Annotated in this window: 19 protein-coding genes; 9 read left to right on the top strand and 10 right to left on the bottom strand. The window is 67.8% G+C overall.

Going from position 1 to position 19633, the window contains the following annotated elements; genetic code table 11:
- The first annotated feature begins 27 nt into the window (after positions 1-27).
- Complete coding sequence (locus tag HYG95_RS10295) at positions 28-531, top strand: arginine repressor (protein ID WP_181697751.1); 504 nt, start codon at positions 28-30, stop codon at positions 529-531.
- A 3-nt stretch (positions 532-534) separates the two neighbouring features.
- Here the strand turns inward: HYG95_RS10295 and HYG95_RS10300 are convergent, their stop codons facing one another.
- From HYG95_RS10300 to HYG95_RS10310, 4 genes are all read right to left on the bottom strand, one after another.
- Positions 535-1335, bottom strand: a complete 801-nt coding sequence (locus HYG95_RS10300) for an aldose 1-epimerase (protein WP_181697752.1) — start codon at positions 1333-1335, stop codon at positions 535-537.
- A gap of 57 nt (positions 1336-1392) precedes the next feature.
- Positions 1393-1545: a hypothetical protein gene (locus HYG95_RS10305; RefSeq protein ID WP_157102182.1), complete on the bottom strand. Its 153-nt coding sequence runs from the start codon at positions 1543-1545 to the stop codon at positions 1393-1395.
- A 136-nt stretch (positions 1546-1681) separates the two neighbouring features.
- A complete protein-coding gene (locus HYG95_RS24790; RefSeq protein ID WP_255284058.1) occupies positions 1682-1816 on the bottom strand; it encodes a hypothetical protein in 135 nt (44 codons plus the stop codon).
- Positions 1817-1837: 21 nt separating this feature from the next.
- Positions 1838-1978, bottom strand: a complete 141-nt coding sequence (locus tag HYG95_RS10310; RefSeq protein WP_166655845.1) for a hypothetical protein — start codon at positions 1976-1978, stop codon at positions 1838-1840.
- 174 nt (positions 1979-2152) lie between these two features.
- Here HYG95_RS10310 and HYG95_RS10315 point away from each other — a divergent pair, with 174 nt between their 5' ends.
- From HYG95_RS10315 to HYG95_RS10330, 4 genes are all read left to right on the top strand, one after another.
- A complete protein-coding gene (locus HYG95_RS10315) occupies positions 2153-3355 on the top strand; it encodes an argininosuccinate synthase (RefSeq protein ID WP_181697753.1) in 1203 nt (400 codons plus the stop codon).
- Positions 3356-3415: 60 nt separating this feature from the next.
- Entirely contained in the window at positions 3416-4321 is a 906-nt protein-coding gene (locus HYG95_RS10320) for an SAM-dependent methyltransferase (RefSeq protein ID WP_370465744.1), read from the top strand.
- Positions 4318-5739, top strand: coding sequence for an argininosuccinate lyase (argH, locus tag HYG95_RS10325; RefSeq protein ID WP_181697754.1), 1422 nt, complete (start codon positions 4318-4320; stop codon positions 5737-5739). The genes HYG95_RS10320 and argH overlap by 4 nt, the downstream gene beginning before the upstream one ends.
- Positions 5740-5881: 142 nt before the next feature.
- Complete coding sequence (locus HYG95_RS10330; protein ID WP_181697755.1) at positions 5882-6205, top strand: multidrug efflux SMR transporter; 324 nt, start codon at positions 5882-5884, stop codon at positions 6203-6205.
- Between the two features lie 33 nt (positions 6206-6238).
- On the opposite strand, the gene ilvA is transcribed toward HYG95_RS10330, so the two are convergent.
- Together ilvA and HYG95_RS10340 are read right to left on the bottom strand one after the other, a co-directional pair.
- Positions 6239-7453 carry a threonine ammonia-lyase gene (gene ilvA, locus HYG95_RS10335; RefSeq protein ID WP_181697756.1) on the bottom strand — a complete coding sequence of 405 codons (1215 nt, stop codon included), beginning with the start codon at positions 7451-7453 and terminating at the stop codon, positions 6239-6241.
- A 116-nt stretch (positions 7454-7569) separates the two neighbouring features.
- Positions 7570-8748 (bottom strand): serine hydrolase, encoded by a 1179-nt coding sequence (locus tag HYG95_RS10340; protein ID WP_181697757.1) that lies wholly within the window; start codon positions 8746-8748, stop codon positions 7570-7572.
- Positions 8749-8854: 106 nt separating this feature from the next.
- Here HYG95_RS10340 and HYG95_RS10345 point away from each other — a divergent pair, with 106 nt between their 5' ends.
- From HYG95_RS10345 to HYG95_RS10355, 3 genes are all read left to right on the top strand, one after another.
- Positions 8855-9577 (top strand): GntR family transcriptional regulator, encoded by a 723-nt coding sequence (locus HYG95_RS10345; protein ID WP_181697758.1) that lies wholly within the window; start codon positions 8855-8857, stop codon positions 9575-9577.
- 83 nt (positions 9578-9660) lie between these two features.
- A complete protein-coding gene (locus tag HYG95_RS10350) occupies positions 9661-11148 on the top strand; it encodes an NCS1 family nucleobase:cation symporter-1 (RefSeq protein WP_181697759.1) in 1488 nt (495 codons plus the stop codon).
- Positions 11148-11879, top strand: coding sequence for an aspartate/glutamate racemase family protein (locus tag HYG95_RS10355; protein ID WP_181697760.1), 732 nt, complete (start codon positions 11148-11150; stop codon positions 11877-11879). The genes HYG95_RS10350 and HYG95_RS10355 overlap by 1 nt, the downstream gene beginning before the upstream one ends.
- Position 11880: 1 nt before the next feature.
- Here the strand turns inward: HYG95_RS10355 and HYG95_RS10360 are convergent, their stop codons facing one another.
- From HYG95_RS10360 to HYG95_RS10375, 4 genes are all read right to left on the bottom strand, one after another.
- Positions 11881-12252 (bottom strand): hypothetical protein, encoded by a 372-nt coding sequence (locus tag HYG95_RS10360; RefSeq protein ID WP_225282594.1) that lies wholly within the window; start codon positions 12250-12252, stop codon positions 11881-11883.
- 238 nt (positions 12253-12490) lie between these two features.
- Positions 12491-13366 carry a geranyl diphosphate 2-C-methyltransferase gene (locus tag HYG95_RS10365; protein WP_181697761.1) on the bottom strand — a complete coding sequence of 292 codons (876 nt, stop codon included), beginning with the start codon at positions 13364-13366 and terminating at the stop codon, positions 12491-12493.
- Entirely contained in the window at positions 13363-14712 is a 1350-nt protein-coding gene (locus tag HYG95_RS10370; protein WP_181697762.1) for a family 2 encapsulin nanocompartment cargo protein terpene cyclase, read from the bottom strand. Before HYG95_RS10370 ends, HYG95_RS10365 begins: the two co-directional genes overlap by 4 nt.
- A gap of 11 nt (positions 14713-14723) precedes the next feature.
- The gene (locus HYG95_RS10375) at positions 14724-16130 is read right to left on the bottom strand and encodes a family 2B encapsulin nanocompartment shell protein (RefSeq protein WP_181697763.1); all 1407 of its coding nucleotides are present in this window, start codon (positions 16128-16130) and stop codon (positions 14724-14726) included.
- Between the two features lie 497 nt (positions 16131-16627).
- Between HYG95_RS10375 and HYG95_RS10380 the strand changes: the two genes are divergently transcribed.
- Complete coding sequence (locus tag HYG95_RS10380; RefSeq protein ID WP_181697764.1) at positions 16628-19585, top strand: AMP-binding protein; 2958 nt, start codon at positions 16628-16630, stop codon at positions 19583-19585.
- The last annotated feature ends 48 nt before the right edge of the window (positions 19586-19633 follow it).

Consider the following 19633-nt stretch of genomic DNA (forward strand, 5'->3'; position numbering starts at 1 on the left):
ATCCGGGGCCGGCGCGGAGGGCAGGCGATGAGCGCACCCGAGAAGGGCACACCCGCCATCGCCCGCACCCGCGCCGGCCGCCAGTCACGCATTGTCGAATTGCTCTCGGCGCATTCGGTGCGCAGCCAGACCGAACTGGCCGCACTACTGGCCGCCGAGGGCATCGAGACCACCCAGGCCACCCTGTCTCGTGACCTGGACGAACTCGGCGCGGTGAAGCTGCGGGCCGCCGACGGCGGCGCCGGGGTCTACATCGTCCCCGAGGACGGCAGTCCCGTCCGCGGCGTCACCGGCGGCACCGGCCGCCTGTCGAAACTGCTGGCCGACCTGCTCGTCTCCACCGATTTCAGCGGCAACCTCGCCGTCCTGCGCACCCCACCCGGCGCCGCCCACTTCCTGGCCAGCGCCCTCGACCGCGCCGCCCTGCCCTACATCGTCGGCACCATCGCAGGCGACGACACCATCGCCGTCATCGCCCGCGAACCCCTCACCGGCGCCGAACTCGCCGCCAAGATCGAAAGCCTGGCCTGAGGATCAGTCTTCCGACAGCTGCCGCCAGGTCCAGTCGACTCGCACATCGAGAGGGTTGCTCGGTGTGACCATCCTCGGCTCGGTGTTCAGGCCGTCCGGTGGTCCGGATTGTGCTTCGACCGAGAGGGATTCCTCCGGCAATGTCCACACGACCACGTCGGTGACGGGGCTGGTGATCGTGAACTCGAGGAATCCCGGCCAGGTGAGGCGGGCACGGACGCCGTCGGGCATGGCGAAGCAGTCGTCCCATGGCGGGGGAGTCGGTGGGATGTGGCGGCCGGTCGGGAGGTAGTCGGGGCCGCGTTCGTACTGCCAGGCCGGGTGGAAGTCGAGTTCGAGTGGGCCGGTCGCGGGGGCGACGTCGCGCAGGAACCACGGATGCCAGCCGCCTTGGGCGGGGAACGGGTCGTGGTCGGTGGTGATGCGCATCGCCAGGGTCAGGCCCGACTCGGTGAGGGTGAAGGTCTGGACGACCGTGCCCGCGAACGGCCACGGCGCCGTCAACCGGCAACGAAGTATCGCCTCGTTCGCTGTCCTGGAAACGACTTCCCACGCACGGTCGCGGACGGTGCCGTGAATGCTGTGCGGCGGGTTGTCGATCGGTAGCTGGTAGGTGCGATCACCCACGGTGAGCTTGCCGTAGCAGAGCCGGCCTGCCCATGGCGCCATCACGAAACACCCGGTCCCGGGGTCCTGGCGCAGCAGTTCCGTGCCCGCCACGGTGAGGCTGTGGATCGCACCCCCGTCGTCGGGGGCGATGGTGACTGTCGCGGTACCGGCGCTGAGCCGCACGTCGTCGCTCATGCCGGGGACACTATCGGCGCGGGCGCGTCATCCGGCGCAGCCCGCGCCGAGCGAACATCAGTTGAACGGGTAGTCCCCGCCACCCGCACCACCGTTGTGGCCCGGTGTGGCGACATCGATGATGTCTTGCACCAGCTCGACCACGGCGCGGCCGACATCGAGCACACCGTTGCCGAGCGTCGAGAATTCCTGCGCGATGTAATGAAGCATCTTGTTCGTCCTCACTTCTGGCGGGCCGAATAGTGCTGTCCCAGAGTGCCGTACACCGTGTACGGCGCACTACCCTGCGAGGGTGCTTCCCGATCTCGCACCCTTCAAACCGCCCGCCGAGCCGGTACGACCGCGTTCAGGACGCGAGGAAATTCAGGACGGCCAGGATCAGTGGTGAGCTGAGGTCGAACAGTACGCGGCCCACGTGCAGGCCGACCGCCGCGCCGGGCTCGTAGTTCTCCATGAGAAATTGCAGGATGGCGTCTTCCATGGTGGCCTCCGGTGTCGAGGGTCAGGCGAAGAAATCCTGGAGAATGGGGGTGCTCAGGTCGAACAGGGTCTTGCCGACGGTCAGGGCGAAATTCCCGACGCCGATGACGACGAGCCCGATGAGGTCGTAGTTGGCCTGAGCGAAATCACGTAATTGCTGCATGTTTACTCCTCGACCCCGACTGGATGAGTAGCTACTGTGACCAGCGTCTCACAGATGGTGTCGGCCGTCGAGGAGTCGCACCCCGGTGATGAATGAGCTTGCATCATCGTGCATAATCATTTGCAGCAACGGCGCGAGCCGTCCACAGACACCAGTTCAAGGAGCGCAACAAACATGTCCGATCGCGTCGTACTCGCCTACTCCGGTGGGCTTGACACCTCCGTCGCCATCAGCTGGATCGCGAAGGAGACCGGTTCCGAGGTCGTGGCCGTCGCCATCGACCTGGGCCAGGGCGGCGAGGACATGAACGTGGTGCGCCAGCGAGCCCTGGACTGCGGCGCCGTGGAGGCCATCGTGGTCGACGCGCGCGACGAGTTCGCCGACGAATACTGCCTGCCCACCATCCAGGCCAACGCCATGTACATGGGCCAGTACCCGCTGGTCTCGGCCATCAGCCGCCCGCTGATCGTCAAGCACCTCGTCGAGGCCGCCAAGTTCCACAACGCCACCACCGTGTCGCACGGCTGCACCGGCAAGGGCAACGACCAGGTCCGCTTCGAGGTCGGCATCGGCGCGCTCGCGCCCGACCTGGAGGTCATCGCCCCGGTCCGCGACTACGCCTGGACCCGGGAGAAGGCCATCGCCTTCGCCGAGGAGAACAAGCTCCCGATCAACGTCACCAAGAAGTCGCCGTTCTCGATCGACCAGAACGTGTGGGGCCGCGCGGTCGAGACCGGGTTCCTCGAGGATCTGTGGAACGCGCCGACCAAGGACGTCTACGACTACACCGCCGACCCGACGGTGAACTTCGAGGCGCCCGACGAGGTCATCATCACCTTCGACAAGGGTGTGCCGGTCGCCATCGACGGCCGCCAGGTCACCGTGCTGCAGGCCATCGAGGAGATGAACACCCGCGCCGGTCGCCAGGGTGTCGGCCGCCTCGACATGGTCGAGGACCGCCTCGTCGGCATCAAGAGCCGCGAGATCTACGAGGCACCGGGCGCCATCGCGCTGATCACCGCGCACCAGGCGCTGGAGAACGTCACCGTCGAGCGCGAGCTGGGCCGGTACAAGCGTCAGGTCGAGCAGCGCTGGGCCGAGCTGGCCTACGACGGCCTGTGGTACTCCCCGCTCAAGCGTGCACTCGACGCGTTCGTCCAGGACACCCAGCAGAACGTCTCCGGCGATATCCGGATGGTGCTGCACGGCGGTTCCGCCGTGGTCAACGGCCGCCGCTCCGAGCAGTCGCTCTACGACTTCAACCTGGCCACCTACGACGAGGGCGACACCTTCGACCAGTCCCTGGCCAAGGGCTTCGTCCAGATCCACGGCCTGTCCTCGAAGGTCGCCGCACGTCGCGACCTGAACCAGAAGTAACCGGCGGCGTTAGGCTCGACGGGTCGGCTCTGCTGCGGTAGTCGGCCCGAAGGGGGCAGTGTGCGAACCGATGACGACAGCTGGGACATCGAATCGAGCGTGGGCGCGACAGCGCTCGGCGTCGCCGCGATGCGCGCCGCCGAGAGCCGCCGTCCCGACGCACTGTTCGACGACCCGTACGCCGAAGTTCTGGTGACAGCGGTCGGTTCGCCGTCCTGGACCCAGCTGGTCAACGGGGAGCTGCCGGAACTCGAGGACGCCGCCCTGGCGTCGATGGGCCCGATCGTGCCCGCGCTGGTCGCGCGCACCTGCTACCTCGACGAGGTCGTCCGCTCGGCGACCGCCGCCGGTATCCGGCAGGTCGTCATCCTCGCGGCCGGTCTTGACGCGCGGGCCTACCGGCTGGAATGGCCCAGCGGTACCACGGTTTTCGAGCTCGATCTGCCGAAGGTGCTGGAGTTCAAGCGCCGCGCGCTGGCCGGCCACGCGCCGGCTACGCAGCGGCGCGAGATCGCGGTGGATCTGCGCCACGACTGGCCGGCGGCATTGCGGGACAACGGGTTCGATCCGACGGCGCCGTCTGTGTGGCTGGCCGAAGGGCTGCTGCGCTACCTGCCGGCCGACGCCCAGGACACGCTGCTCGCCGACGTCGTCGCCGCCAGCGCGCCCGGCAGCTACGTCGGGATCTATCGCTCGGCAGGCGCCGCCCCGGACGCGCGGGCTCGGGCGGACGCGCGCGCGGCCGGTGTGGAGGTCACTGTCGATGTCGGCCAGTTGTGGTACTCCGACGAGGGCCGCAGCGATCCGATCGACTGGTTCACCGAACGCGGCTGGACAGTCTCGCGGGCCCATCCCGCCGAAGTTCTGCGCAGTCGCGGCCGCGCGGTCACCGATATGGCCGCCGACCAGCTGAAGACTCACTATTTGTTCACCGCCCGACGACCCGGAGGAGACAGCACACCATGACGGAGAGCGGCAGCACCAATGCAGGGGCGCTCTGGGGTGGGCGCTTCGCGTCCGGGCCCGCCGAGGCGATGGCGGCGCTGAGCAAGTCGACGCACTTCGACTGGGCGCTGGCGCCCTACGACATCCGCGCCTCGCAGGCGCACGCCCGGGTGCTGCACAAGGCGGGGCTGCTGTCCGACGAGGATCTGTCCGGCATGCTGGCCGGGCTGGACGCACTGGCCGCCGACGTGGCCTCGGGGGCATTCGGTCCCGCCGATTCCGACGAGGACGTGCACGGCGCGCTGGAGCGGGGGCTGATCGAGCGGGTCGGCACCGAGCTCGGTGGCAGGCTGCGGGCGGGCCGGTCGCGAAACGACCAGGTGGCCACCCTGTTCCGCATGTGGCTGCGTGACGGTGTGCGTCGCGTGGCCGCTGGTGTGCTCGACGTGGTCGACGCGCTCGTCGCCCAAGCCGCCGCGCACCCGGACGCGGTGATGCCGGGCAAGACTCACCTGCAGGCCGCCCAGCCCGTACTGCTGGCCCATCACCTGCTCGCCCACGCGCACCCGCTGCTGCGCGACCTGGAACGCCTGCGCGACTTCGACAAGCGCGCCGCGATCTCGCCCTACGGTTCGGGTGCGCTCGCCGGCTCCTCGCTCGGTCTCGATCCCGAGCAGATCGCCGAGGAACTGAATTTCACTGCCTCGGCGGCCAATTCGATCGACGCCACCTCTTCGCGTGACTTCGCCGCGGAGGCCGCGTTCGTCCTCGCCATGATCGGTGTCGACCTGAGCCGCATGGCCGAGGAGATCATCCTCTGGAGCACACCGGAATTCGGCTACGTCACCCTCGCCGACGCCTGGTCCACCGGCTCGTCGATCATGCCGCAGAAGAAGAACCCCGACGTCTCGGAACTCACCCGTGGCAAGGCGGGCCGTTTGATCGGCAACCTGACCGGCCTGCTCGCCACCTTGAAAGCCCAACCGCTGGCGTACAACCGGGACCTGCAGGAGGACAAGGAACCCCTGTTCGACTCGGTCGCCCAGCTCGAACTGCTGCTGCCCGCCATCGCCGGCCTCGTCGGCACCCTCACCTTCCACACCGACCGCATGGCCGAACTCGCCCCCGCCGGTTTCACGCTCGCCACCGACATCGCGGAATGGATGGTGCGCCAAGGTGTTCCGTTCCGTGTGGCCCACGAGGCGGCCGGTGCGTGCGTGCGCGCCGCCGAGGCCCGCGGTGTGGGCCTCGACGAACTCACCGACGAGGAATTCGCCGCGATCGACCCCTCGTTGACCGCCGGTGTGCGTGAAGTACTCACCGTGCCCGGCTCGATCGCCTCCCGCAACGCGCGTGGTGGCACCGCGGGCGTCCGCGTCGCCGAGCAACTCGACGAGGTTCGCGAGAACGCCGACGAAGCCCGCGCCTGGCTGAACTGACCAGCCAGCCGCGCAGACCTCCCGAGGGCTGCTCGGATCGGTTGCGCGACTGACAGTTCGCCGCCGACCGCGCACCTTCCCGCGGTTCGGATGCGCTGGATGTCCGTGACCGATCGAGCACGGCGCCCGTTAGTCTGCCGCCATGACCCTGCTCTTGCTGGCGCTGGCCATCGCATCCGAGGTGACCGCGACCGTTTCGCTGAAACTGTCGGAAGGATTCACCAAACCGGCGCCGTCGGTGGTGGTCGTGCTCGGATACGGTGCGGCCTTCTACTTCCTGTCCCAGGTGCTGAAGCGGGGGATGGGTATCGGTGTCGCGTACGGGATCTGGTCTGCCGTCGGGGTGGCCGCCATCGCCCTGATCGGTGTGCTGTTCCTGGGTGAGCGGCTGTCACTGGTGCAGGTCGGTGGAATCGGCTTGGTCATTCTCGGCGTGCTGGCACTGGAACTCGGTGGCGCGCATTGACATCGGACGGCGCCGACGCGAATCCCGCTCGGCTCACAACTCGGCGCGGACCCGGAATCCCGCGTCGCGCAGTGCGTCCAGCACGTCGTCGCGGTGCGCGGGTCCCCGCATCTCCACGGTGAGTGACACCTCCACCTCGTCGACCGCGAGCCACGTCCCGGTCCTCGAGTGGACGACATCGACCACACTCGCCCCGGCCTTGCCGACCACTCCGAGTAGCGCGGACAACGCGCCCGGTCGGTCCGAGATGGTCACGCGCATCGCCAGATAGCGCCCGGCCGCGCTCAGACCGTGATTGATCACCCGGGTGAGCAACAGTGGGTCGATGTTTCCGCCGGACAGGATCACCACGATCGGCCCCGGCAGGTCACGCAATTCGGGGCCGAGTAAGGCGGCGACCCCCGCCGCACCCGCCGGTTCGACAATGAGTTTGGCCCGTTCCAGGCACAGCAGCAAGGCCTTGGACAGCGATTCCTCGTCGACGGTGACGATCCGCGACACCAGTTTCGACACATGATCGAACGGCACCGCGCCCGGCATCCCCACCGCGATCCCGTCCGCCATCGTCGACATCCGCGACGCCCGAATCGGCGTGCCTGCCCGCAGCGAATCCGGCCACGCCGCCGCCTCCGCCGCCTGCACACCGATCACGCCCACCTGCGGCGCGAGCTGATTCATCGCGATGGCCACGCCCGCGAGCAACCCGCCGCCACCGGTCGGCACCACCACGGTCCGTACGTCCGGCACCTGCTCGAGAATCTCCAAGGCGACACTCGCCTGTCCGGCCACGATATCGGGATGATCGAACGGGTGAATGAGCGTAGCTCCGGTCCGCTCCGCGAATTCCTTTGCCGCCACGAGCGATTCGTCGATCGTCTCGCCGACCTGATGCACTTCCGCCCCGTAGGCCCGGGTGGCGACCAGCTTCGGCAACGACGCCCCGATCGGCATGAACACCGTCGAGGTGATTCCCAGCTCCGCTGCCGACCACGCCACCCCCTGCGCGTGATTGCCCGCGCTCGCCGCCACCACCCCGCGAGCCCGTTCCGCGGGCGACAGATTCGCGATCCGGTTGTACGCGCCCCGCGGCTTGAACGACCCGGTTCGCTGCAAATTCTCACATTTCAACCACACCGGCACCCCGGCCCGTTCCGACAGCACCCGCGACCCGACCACCGGCGTCCGCCGCACCACCGCCCCCACCACCCGCGCCGCGGCCTCCACCTGCCCGAACTCAACGCTCTCCATCGCCCCATCGTGCCAGCCGCCGCCTCCCCACGGACCTGGACGCGCGATCACCACGCTCTGATGGCGTTTGCCACTCGGGCGATGCCGCTACCAGAGCGTGGTGATCACTGACCAGGTCAGGCGCGGAGGGCGGCCTTGGCGATGTTGTGGGCGATGGTGCCGAGGCGGGTGAGGCGAGCGTCGCCGAGGGGTGTGAGTTTGCCGCCGAGGCGGTTGGTGACGAAGGCGAGAGACAGGCCGGTTTCCGGGTCGGCGAAGGCACCGGAGCCGCCGAGACCGAAGTGGCCGAAGGCCGAGATCGGCTCGGCGCGTGAGGGTTTCATGGGCACGCCGTGGTAGCCCATCGCCCACGGGATGCGGAAGGCGAGCACATAGTCGGGGGTGAAGACCTGCCGGGTGGCGGCGCGGCGAATCGTGTCGGGGGACAGGATGCGGGTGCCGCCGAGTTCGCCGCCGTTGGCCAGGGCGCCGTAGACGCGGGCCAGAGCCCGGGCGGAGAAGACACCGTTGACGCCGGGCATCACCGCGTCGTGCACGCGCGGGTCGACGATGAGGTCGGCGAAACCGCGCGGGGTGGTTTCGGCCGCCGCCGCGAATCGGGTGCGGGTGAGCAGGTCGGAACCGCGCTCCCAATCCATGCCTGCGGCGGTGAGGCGGGGGAAGGTGGTGGCGATGCGATGACGTTCCCCGGTGGGCACGCGGAACCAGAGTTCCTCCGCGTCGAGAGGTTCGGCGAGTTCGGTGCGAACCACGTCGACGAATTCGCGACCAGTGACGCGCTGCACCAGCTCGGCGGCCAGGTGCCCGTAGCTGATTCCGTGGTAACCACTGGTGACGAGATGACGCGGGTCCGGGGTGGCGGCGGCGAGCGCGGCGGTGACCGCCTTGTCGTCGAGGAAGGTGTCGATCGGCCCGGAGATCAGGCCGCGCAATCGGTGCAGCCCGGCTCGGTGGGTGAGCACGTCGCGGACCGTGATGCGGCCCTTGCCCGCCGCCGCGAACTCGGGCCAGTATTCGGCGACCGGGGTGTCGTAGTCGAGCTCGCCACGCTCGGCGAGCTGGTGAATCACCGTGGACGCCACGCCTTTTCCGGTGGAGAAGGCCAGCGCCACCGAGTCCGCCGTCCACGGCACACCCGGGCGCGCGTACCCGGCCCAGACATCGACCACCGGTTCGCCGTGCAGGTACACGCACAGCGCGCCACCCCCGTGCGAAGGCTTACGGAACAATTGATCGAACACGGTGACCAGACGGACGAAACGGCGATCCACCGACTGCGCTGTCGAAACTCCCATCACCCGAGCATGCCAAATCACCCATGGGACCGGTCGGTACGGTGATCTTTTCCTGACCGTCACATCCGGCAGCGTGGGCGCAATACTCGGGTCATAGCGTGCACGCATGTCCTCGAGACGACGATCGGCGCTGCTCGCGAGGCTTGTGGTGGACGAACCCGGTAGGCCACAGGTGATCCTGGGCGAACTGCGCCGCGTGATCCTCGACGGTGCCGTCCCGCCGTGCACCGTGATCCCGCTGCGCGAGGTGGCCGTATTGTTCGGAGTGAGTCACATCCCGGTGCGCGAAGCGCTGAAAACCCTGATCGGGGAGGGGCTGGTCACCCACCGCCCGCAGCGCGGGTACCAGGTCGCGCAGCTGACGGCGCGTGAACTGCGGGAGATGTACATCGTGCGCGACACCCTGGAATCGGCGTCGCTCGCCGCGGCCGCGCTGTCGGCGGACGACGCCGAACGCGCCGAACTGCTCGCCGTGAACGACCTGCTCGAGCAGGCGATCCTCGACGACGACCCGGCGGCGTATCAGCGCCAGTCACGCTGTTTTCACGTGGCGCTGACCCGACCGTCGCGCATGTTCCGCCTGTTGCAGATGCTCGAATCCGCCTGGAATGTCACCGAGCCGGTGCAATCGATGGTGCACATCGACCGCGCCGACCGTGAGCTCCTGCACACCGACCACCTCGCGATGCTCGACGCCTTCCTCGCCCGAGATGTGGCTCGTCTGCTCGTCGCGGCCGAGGAGCACCATCGACGACTCGAATCGGTGATCGCGACCCTTCCCACCGATACCGGTCTGCTTGCGCCGGAGAATATATCTTCGGCGCAATAGCGGCGAAATTCGCGGGAAACCGCAGGGCAACTGCTGAAACCTACGGTCATCGCAGCAGCTGAACCCTTCCGATGGGAACGACCATGACCGATACCATCACCGTCGCCACCGGTGCGCCCGCCACTGATCCGCCCGCCTACGATCCACGATTGACCAACGAGGATCTCGCACCGCTGCGCAAGCAGACGTGGGGCACCTACAACATCTTCGCGTTCTGGATGTCGGACGTGCACAGCGTCGGCGGATATGTCACCGCGGGAAGCCTTTTCGCACTAGGTCTGGCGAGTTGGCAGGTTCTCGTCGCCCTGCTGATCGGCATCGTCATCGTCTACTTCTTCTGCAATCTGGTCGCCAAACCGAGCCAGGTCACCGGTGTTCCGTATCCGGTGATCTGCCGGAGCGCGTTCGGAGTGCTCGGTGCCAATATCCCGGCGATCATTCGCGGACTGATCGCGGTGGCCTGGTACGGAATTCAGACCTTCCTCGCCTCAGCCGCACTGGATGTGGTTCTGGTGAAACTGTTTCCGGGTCTGGCGCCGTATGCCGTCACCGCCGACTACGGCTTTCTCGGTTTGTCGGCGCTGGGCTGGGGCAGCTATCTGCTGTTGTGGGTGGCGCAGGCGTGCGTGTTCTGGCGTGGCATGGAATCCATCCGCAAGTTCATCGATTTCTGTGGTCCCGCCGTGTATGTCGTGATGTTCGTGCTCTGCGGTTACCTGATCTCGCGCGCCGGGTGGAGTGCCATCGACCTGAACCTGGGGGAGGTGACCCACACCGGCTGGGCGTCGGTGCCGGTGATGCTCGGCGCGATCGCCCTCGTGGTGTCGTACTTCTCGGGTCCGATGCTCAACTTCGGTGACTTCTCCCGCTACGGCAAGAGCTTTCCGGCTGTGAAGACCGGCAACCTGCTCGGTCTGCCGGTGAACTTCCTGCTGTTCTCCCTGCTCGTGGTGATCACCGCCTCGCTGACGGTGCCCGTCTACGGCGAGCTCATCACCGATCCGGTTGCCACCGTCGCCCGCATCGACTCCACGTTCGCGATCGTGCTCGGCGCGCTCACCTTCACCATCGCCACCATCGGCATCAATATCGTCGCCAACTTCATCTCGCCCGCGTTCGACTTCTCCAATGTGAGCCCACAACGAATCAGCTGGCGCGCGGGCGGGATGATCGCCGCGGTCGGTTCGATCCTGATCACGCCCTGGAACCTCTACAACAATCCCGAGGTGATCCACTACACGCTCGAGGTGCTCGGCGCTTTCATCGGACCGCTGTTCGGCGTGCTGATCTGCGATTACTACCTGGTGCGCAAGCAGAAGGTGATCGTCGACGACCTCTTCACCATGTCGGAGCAGGGCAGCTACTACTACCGCAAGGGCTACCACCCCGCCGCGATCGTCGCCACCGCGGTCGGCGCGGGAGTCGCGGTGTTCCCGGTGCTGGCCAATGGTTTGCGCGGCATGCACACCGCGGCTCAGTACAGCTGGTTCATCGGCTGCGGCCTCGGTTTCGCCACTTACTACCTGCTCACCGCCGCCAGGCGCCGGACCCGGCCGGAGGTTCTCGCCTGATGCGTATCCGGGTCGTCAATCCGAATACCACCCGGGCGATGACCGACACGATCGAGCAGTGCGCCCGGGCTGTCGTCGGCGCGGGCACAGTGCTCGACGCGGTCACCTCAGCGACCGGACCGGTCTCGATCGAAAGCCACTACGACGAGGCGATGAGCGTGCCCGGGCTGCTGGCCGCCATTCGGCAAGGCGAGGCCGACGGGGTCGACGGCTACGTCATCGCCTGTTTCGGTGACCCGGGCCTGGACGCCGCACGCGAACTGGCGACCGGACCGGTGATCGGGATCGCGGAGGCGGCGATGCGAACGGCGAGCCACCTTGGCCGGGGCTTCAGCGTCGTGACCACCCTCCAGCGAACCACAGGCCGCGCGGTGGATCTGGCCGAACACTATGGGCTGCAACGTTTCTGCTACGGAGTGCACGCTTGCGAACTACCCGTGCTCGCGCTGGACACCGACCCGGACGCGCGCAAGGTCGTCACCGAGGCGTGCCGGGCGGCGGTGCTGGCCGACGGTTCCGACGCCGTCGTCCTGGGCTGTGCCGGAATGGCGGATCTGTGCGCGCACATCCGTGCTGAGATCGGCGTGCCGGTGATCGACGGTGTCGCGGCGGCCACATTGACCGTGCAATCTCTGCTCACACTCGGACTGCGCAAGTCGGGCAGCGGCGAGTTCGCGACACCGCCGGCGAAGCTCTATACCGGGTTGCTGGAATCGTTCGGGTCGGAATAGGTCAGGCGTCGGCCAGCTCGCCGGTCAGGGCGTCGAGCACCGCGTCGAGATTGTCGACGTCGACGACCAGGCGGGTGAAGTCGGGTCCGTTCAGGTCGATGCGAACCGCGTTTCCGCCGAAAGTGGTGTCCCAGAACTCTTTCCGGCCCTTGCCCCGGTAGACGCCCGCGGCGATCACGCCGGGGATGAAGGTGCCGGGGGCGCGAACCCACGGGGGGCGCAGATCCACCTCGGCGGTGGCGATCTCGGTGATGGCGGCACGGTCGATCACGACCTGCTGGCGCAGCGCGAGCAGCCGATGCCCACCGAGTACATGGACCGTCACCGTGTCGTTGTCGACCTCGAGCTCGACCATCACTACCTCACTCACCATCTGCGGAAACGTTCTCTGTCGAGAGTGCTCCCGTGGCCTGGCTTGCGACTGTGGCGAGGCTGTGAGTTAGCCAAGGAAGTTCACGGCATAGTCAAATGTAGATATACGCATCTATCCGGGTTGTGATCCGAGTGCAGCTCGCCGAGGGATGGTCGGGAAAAAGATGGCAAGGAGGGGACGGGTGTGCCCGGTGGTCGATGGCGACTACCGGGCACTCCGAGGGCATGTCAGTCAGCGGTCAGCAGGCGACCTTGTCCGCCACGATCAGCAGATACTGGAAGCTCCCCTCCCGGTACGCCGTGAGAAACGGCTGTTCCACCCCGGTCGCGAGTTCCGAATGGGTCCGCAGATCCCAGTACGGAATCGTGTCCGGTGTCAGATCGATGACCGTGGTCGGCACCAGACCGTTCTCCGACAGCGCACGGAAGTACTCGCTGCGCGGATGGATCATGCAGCCGTAGTGGGCGTCGATCCAGCTCACCGATGCGGACCGGCCGCCGATGACATCGTTGGAGCAGCCCGTGATGCACACATAGCGCCCGCCCGGTTCCAGCACGCGGGAGAACTCCGCGAACAGGGGGAACAGATCGACGTACATGGTCGTCTCGTTGGTCCACACGGCCCGTACCGACTCGTCGTCGAAACCGGTGTCGAGCATATTGCGGAAGTGGAAGCGCACCCGATCGGAGACACCGCGTTCGACGGCCTGGTCGTTGGCGAATCCGACCTGATACTCGGAGATGCTGACCCCGTCGACCGAACATCCGAAGCGCTCGGCGGCCATGAAGCTGGTTCCGCCGCGACCCGAACCGCCGTCGAGGAGGCGGTCGGCGGGGGTGATGGCGCCGAGGTTGTCGAGGAGGAGGTCGGCCTGGGCGGTCTCGAGGCGGTGCAGTTCGCGCACAAGGCGCTCCTGCCGGGTGTCCTCGGGACCTTCGATGACCGACCAGTCGGGTTCACCGATGCCGTAGTGGTGGTGGTAGAGGCCGTCCACCTCGCCGAGTTTCGTGTTGACCCGGTCGTCGTTGGGATTGTTGTTCCAGTAGGCAGCGACCGAACGCTGGTAGGTGGTGCGCAGGACGGTGCTGTCGGTGTGGGCGTTCGCGATGGTCATCGGTCGTCCTCTCGTGATGCGGTGTCGTCGTGGTACCGGCGGCTGTCGGCGTGCCAGGCGCGGTTGCCGCCCATCCAGGCCCACAGGCCCGTCAGGAATCGGCGCAATTGCGGTGAACCCGCGGCGGCCAAGGGTGCGGCCTCGCGTTCGAAGCGGTGCATGAGTTCGTCGTGGATCTCGGCGGTGCGCAGCACGGCATCGGCCCGGCTGCACCCCTCCTCGGCGGCGAGAACGGTCGGCAGGTTGAACTCCCGCCCACCCGAAAGGTCTTCGCGCGCCATCGAATACAGATCGTTGACCATCTGTGCGGCCAGTGCCGCGGTGGTGACGACCCGCCGGACGGCCGGGTCGGTGTACTCGGGTGCGCCGAGTTCGTAGCGGCCGACCGCGTCGATCGGCGCCATACACGGCAGGAAACTGTGCGGTTGCCGGTTGGTCAGGTACTCCCACACCGGCGGCATCCGCCCCGCCGCTCGCCAGCCTGCCTCGGCGCCGAGGGCGATGAACCAGCCCGCGATCTCGGTCCGGAGCCTGGCCAGCTGGGCGTCGCTCGCGTACCCCGCCAGGTGCGCGAACGAGGTGCGGAACGCGCGCAGGATCGGGTCGGCCTGCATGGCCTGTTCGAGCCGTGGCGCGTAGCGCATGGGCAGGTGCGCCGGGTCCATGGCGGCGGCGGCGAGTTCGAGCCGTGGCCCGAGTTCGGCGGCGGCGCTGGACGGGGTGCCGTCGGGTGCGGTGTCGCCAGGGGCGTCCTCCTCGCAGTAGTAGTCGTCGACCGACCATTCGGCGACGGCGCAGCGCGCCGCGGCGAGCAGCAGATCGGGGTCGTCGCAGTCGGGGTGGGCCAGCATGATGAGCCTGCCGAAATCGGCTTTGCCGAGTTCGTCGAGACGGCCCTCGTACAGGCCGATCTCGGCGGCCCAGGCGAGCAGGCCGACATTGACGGCTTCGGCCAGGGCGGGGTCGTCACGTTCCGGCGGCGGGCAGTAGAGCGCCGGGATGTCTCGTCTGCCGCTGCTTTCGGGTTGCTCGGTGGTGCGGTGCGCGAGGAGCGAAACCCGCAGGCCCGACGTGCCGAGCCCGGTCGGACCGCGCAGCCGGTGCGCGGTGGGCGGGTTCACCACATCGGGCGTGCCGCTCCGTGCCACCGAGGTGGGTGCCGCGAGCCGGGGGACACGACCGATGAGCTCCGTGCCGTGATTCGAGTGGAGCGCGAAGGGCCGGGCGACCGGTGACGCACCCGCGAACACGTCGGCCGGGGCCGTCGCACCGTGTAACAGGGCGACGACCGTCGCGGCGAGGTCGCCGGCCGCCGGGGGAGCGGCGGCTCTGCTGAGCAGGGACATGGCCCGACCGTTCAGTCGGCCCGGCGCGCGACGAGGACGTCGTCGAGCACACCGAGCGCGTCGGGCACCAGCACAGCCGCCGAGTAGTAGCAGCTCACCAGGTACGACATGATCGACTGATCGTCGATCTGCTTGAACCGCACGTTCAGGCTCGGCTCGTACTCGTCGGGAATCCCGGTCTGGTGCAGGCCGACCACGCCCTGGTCCTTCTCGCCGATACGCATCGCCATGATCGAGGTGGTCTGGGTTTCGCTGATCGGGATCTTGCCGCACGGCAGAATCGGCACACCGCGCCAGCCGGGCACCCGGTGACCCTGGAATTCCACCGGGTCGGGGTACAGGCCACGGCGCGAACACTCCCGACCGAACGCGGCGATCGCCTTCGGGTGGGCGAGGAAGAATTTCGTTCCACGGCGCATGCTGAGCAATTCGTCCATGTCGTCGGGGGACGGCGCGCCGGATTCGGTGGTGATGCGCTGTTTGAGATCGCAATTGTGCAGCAGGCCGAAGTCGGGATTGTTCACCAGATCGTGTTCGCGACGCTCGTAGAGCGCCTCGACGGTGAGTCGCAGCTGTTGGTCGACCTGGTTCATCGGGTCGTTGAACAGGTCGGCGACCCTGGTGTGGATCCGCAGCACGCTCTGGGCCAGGCTCAGCTCGTACTCGCGCGGACTGGCGTCGTAGTCGACGAAGGTGCCTTCGAGCAACGGCTCCCCGGAATGGCCCGAGGCGATCTCGATATCGGCCTCGCCCTTGGAATTCTGGTTCCGGCTCGACGCGGTCGACGTATCCGCCCGGATCCGGGCCAGGCCGGGGGTCGACTCGAGGAACTGCTCGAATTCCTGCCTCGGCAGGCAGAGGACGGTGGTCTTGGTGACTGTTTTCACGGTGTCCGGCCAGATCGCCGACGGGTCGGTGAGCATCTCCTCGCCGTAATAGTCACCGCCGGACAGCAGGCCGAGTTTGGTGGCCTCCCCGTATTCACCCGAACCGATCCTGGCCAATTTTCCGTGGACGACGAGAATGACCTGATCCATCGGATTCCCGAATTCCGCGAGCACGGTTCCGGGGTCGAGATCGTATTGGACGAAACTGTCCGCGAGGGGACGCAAGAGGTCGTCGTCGTCGATTTCGCGCAGCGGGGGCAGTTCGCGCAATTCCTGCGGGATCACCCTGGCCCGGGCGCCGTCGACGACGAATTCGACCTCCCCGTTGCCGACGGTGTGGGTGAGCCTTCGGTTGACCCGGTAGATACCGCCCGCCACCTGCACCCATGGCAGTGCGCGCGAGAGCCAGCGCGAACTGATGCCCTGCATCTGCGGCTCGGATTTGGTGGTGTGGGTGAGCTTCTGTGCTGCGTTGGTGGACAGGCTCTTGCGTACGGAATTATCTGTGGGCAGCGGCATTTCGATGGTCATAGCATCCTCACCTCGAGTGGATTCGGGTACGGCCGATCGACCTGTCGTCGTGCGACGACAGGTTGGGGCGTTGGTGAAGCGAATGCGAATGGTCCTGCGCGGGTCGACCCCGGCGTGTGAAACGTGTTGCACGAAAAGTGATGTGCGGCAGAGCGTTCCGGACGACAACGATGTTAGGTGCTGGACGGCTTGCTCGCGCACGATCGCGAAAAATCGGGGCCTGACCGGGAGATGCCTTGTGCGATAGGCGATTGCGGACACGGCGGTGTCCGTGAACGGCCGGTCGAACACCTGGACTTCCGGCTCCGCAACACGCTCGTTTCGGACTGCGGCCGCGCCGGTGACGAAGGGGCCACCGACCGGCGTGGTGTGACATGAAACGCCGCAACATGCGGCCTGTCACAGCCGACACATAATGGAGGTCCGGTGTGGTTAGCTCATATGAGCACATCGGGGTGTGTGAGGTGCATCACAGTCGGTAGGGTCAGGTGGGAACGGTGAATATCAGTCCAAAAGGTGTGGTCGGGTCGGTGCAGCGATTGCTGGCTACCGCGCAGAACGGGCTGGAGGTGATCCGCTTCGGCGGACTGGCGCACGACGTCGAGTCCTCGCCCTTCGAGGTCGTCGAACGCAGGCGCATGTACCGCCTGCGGCACTACTTCCCGGATGACACGACGCCGGGCCGTCCGGTGGCGCTGCTGGTTCCGCCGCTCATGGTGAACGCCGACATCTGGGACGTGAACGCGGCGGGTGGTGCCGTCGGGATTCTGAACGCGGGCGGAATCGACTGCTGGGTCATCGATTTCGGTTCCCCCGCCACCGAGGAGGGCGGCTGGGAACGCGACCTGGCCGATCACGTGCTGGCCGTGAACTCCGCCATCGACACCGTGTGCGAGGCCACCGGCGCGCAGGTACACCTCATGGGCTATTCCCAGGGCGGCATGTTCGCCTACCAGACCACCGCCTACCGCTACGGCAAGGGCGTCGCCTCCATCGTCACCTTCGGCAGCCCCGTCGACATCGTGGCGGGCATGCCGTTCGGGCTGCCCTACGGCCTGGTGTCGGAGGTGGCCGACTTCCTGGCCGACCACGTGATGCACCGGCTGCCGATCACCGAATCGATGGTGCGCTTCGGCTTCCAGATGCTCGACCCGGTGAAGACGGCCAAGTCGCGCATCGACTTCCTGCTGCAGCTGCACGACCGGGAGGCGCTGCTGCCCAAGGAACGTCAGCGCCGCTTCCTCAACAGCGACGGCTGGGTCGGATACGCGGGGCCCGCGGTCGCCGACCTGCTCAAGCAGTTCGTCGCGCACAACCGGATGATGCTCGGCGGCTTCGTGATTCGCGATCATCCCGTCTCGCTCGCCGAGCTGAAGTGCCCCATCCTCGCCTTCGTCGGCGAGGTCGACGACATCGGCCAGCCTGCCGCCGTCCGCGGCATCGTGCGCGCGGCGCCGCACGCGGAGGTGTACGAGGCCAGCCTCGTCGCGGGTCATTTCGGGCTGGTCGCCGGTTCGACCGCCACCAACCACACCTGGCCGATGGTGCGCGACTGGATCGCCTGGATGGACGGTCACGGCCCGCTGCCCGAGACCATCGCCCCGATGCAGGAGCACGTGCCGGGCAACGCCCCGCGCACGGCGGCCACCCGCATGGTGCACACCGCCGCCAGCCTCGCCGAGGCGGGCGCCGGGGTCGGCAAGGCGCTGGAAGGCGTCGCGGGCAGCACGATCCGCGGTTCCATCGAGATGGCGGGCGAGGCGGCGCGCGCACTGCCGCGCCTGACCCGCCTGGGCATGATCCAGCCGCACACCCGCATCTCCCTCGGCAAACTGCTCAGCGAACACGCCAGGCGTGCGCCCCAGAAGGACCTGGTCCTGTTCGACGACCGCGTGCACACCAATGCCGCCGTCGAGCAGCGGGTCGACAATGTGGTGCGCGGCCTGATCTCGGTCGGTATCCGGCCCGCCATGCGGGTGGGCATCGTGATGGAGACCCGTCCGAGCGCGCTGGCCTCGGTGGCCGCGCTCTCGCGGCTCGGTGCCGTCGCCGTGCTGCTCGCCCCCGGCGCCGAACTCGATCGGGCCATCGAACTCACCGGCGTGAAGACGCTCGTCACCGACCCGGAGAACCTGCGCGCCGCCGCCGGGACGAACGCCCGGGTGCTCGTGCTCGGCGGCGGAGACCAGCGCCGGCTCGCCGTGCCGACGAGCGACCGGGTGATCGACCTCGAACAGATCGACCCCGACACGGTTCGTGTCCCCGCGTGGTACCGACCCAACCCCGGCCTCGCCCGCGAACTGGCCTTCGTGCTGGTGCTCGGCACCGGCGATCGCCTCGAGGCGAAGTACATCACCAATCACCGCTGGGCCCTGTCCGCCTTCGGCACCGCGAGCGCCGCGGACCTGGACCGCCGCGACACTGTGTACTGCCTTGCGCCACTGCATCATTCGTCCGGGCTGTTGGTGAGTCTCGGTGGCGCTATCGCAGGCGGCAGCCGGATCGCGCTGGCCAGGCCGGTGGACATGGACCCGGGCAGGTTCGCCGAGGAGGTGCACCGCTACGGCGTCACCGTCGTCACCTACACCTGGACCATGCTGCGCGATCTGCTCGACGCGCAGGTCTTCCCGGCCGGGTACAACCATCCGATCCGGTTGTTCATCGGCTCCGGTATGCCGAAGGGGCTGTGGCGAAGGACCATCGAACAATTCCCGCCGGCGCGGGTGCTCGAGTTCTACGCCTCCATCGACGGTGACGTGGTGCTCGCCAATGTCACCGGCGCCAAGATCGGCGCCAAGGGCAGGCCGGTTCCCGGCACCGCGACGGTGGAACTGGTGGCCTACGACCCGGTCAGCGAGCAGATCCTCGTCGGCGACGACGGCTTCGCCCGGCGCTGCGCCGACAACGAGCCCGGCCTGCTGCTCGGCAAGGCCGTCGACGGCGGCGACATCTCCGATGGCGGGCTGCGCGGGGTGTTCCGCGCGGGCGACGCCTGGTGGCCGACGGAGAATCTGTTCCGCCGCGACGGCGACGGCGACTACTGGCTCGTCGACCGCCGCGACACGGTGATCCGCACCGCCCGGGGCCCGGTGTTCACCCAGCCGATCGTCGACGTGCTCAACGACATCACCCCGGTCGACCTCGAGGTGGCCTTCGCCCTGCCGACCCCGTCGGGAACTCTGGCCGCGGCGGCGCTGAGCGTGCGTGACGGGTTCCGGATCGAACCGGGCGATGTCACCGAGGCGATGCGCGCGCTCGATCGCAGTCAGCGCCCCGACCTGGTCTATGTGGTCGAGGAGATCCCGCGCAGCACGAGCTTCCGGCCGTCGGCGTCGGCGGTCCAGGCGTTCGGATACCCGAAGGCCGGGCCAGGCACCTGGATCTACAACCGCGAGACCGACACCTACGAGGTGCTCACCGACGCGGCCGCGGCGGAACTGTTCGGCGGCAACTGACACATCGACGACGAAGGCCGCCCGGCGAAACCGGGCGGCCTTCGTCGT

The sequence above is a fragment of the Nocardia sp. GTS18 genome, assembly GCF_013839555.1.
GTDB classification, from domain to species: Bacteria; Actinomycetota; Actinomycetes; order Mycobacteriales; family Mycobacteriaceae; genus Nocardia; species Nocardia rosealba.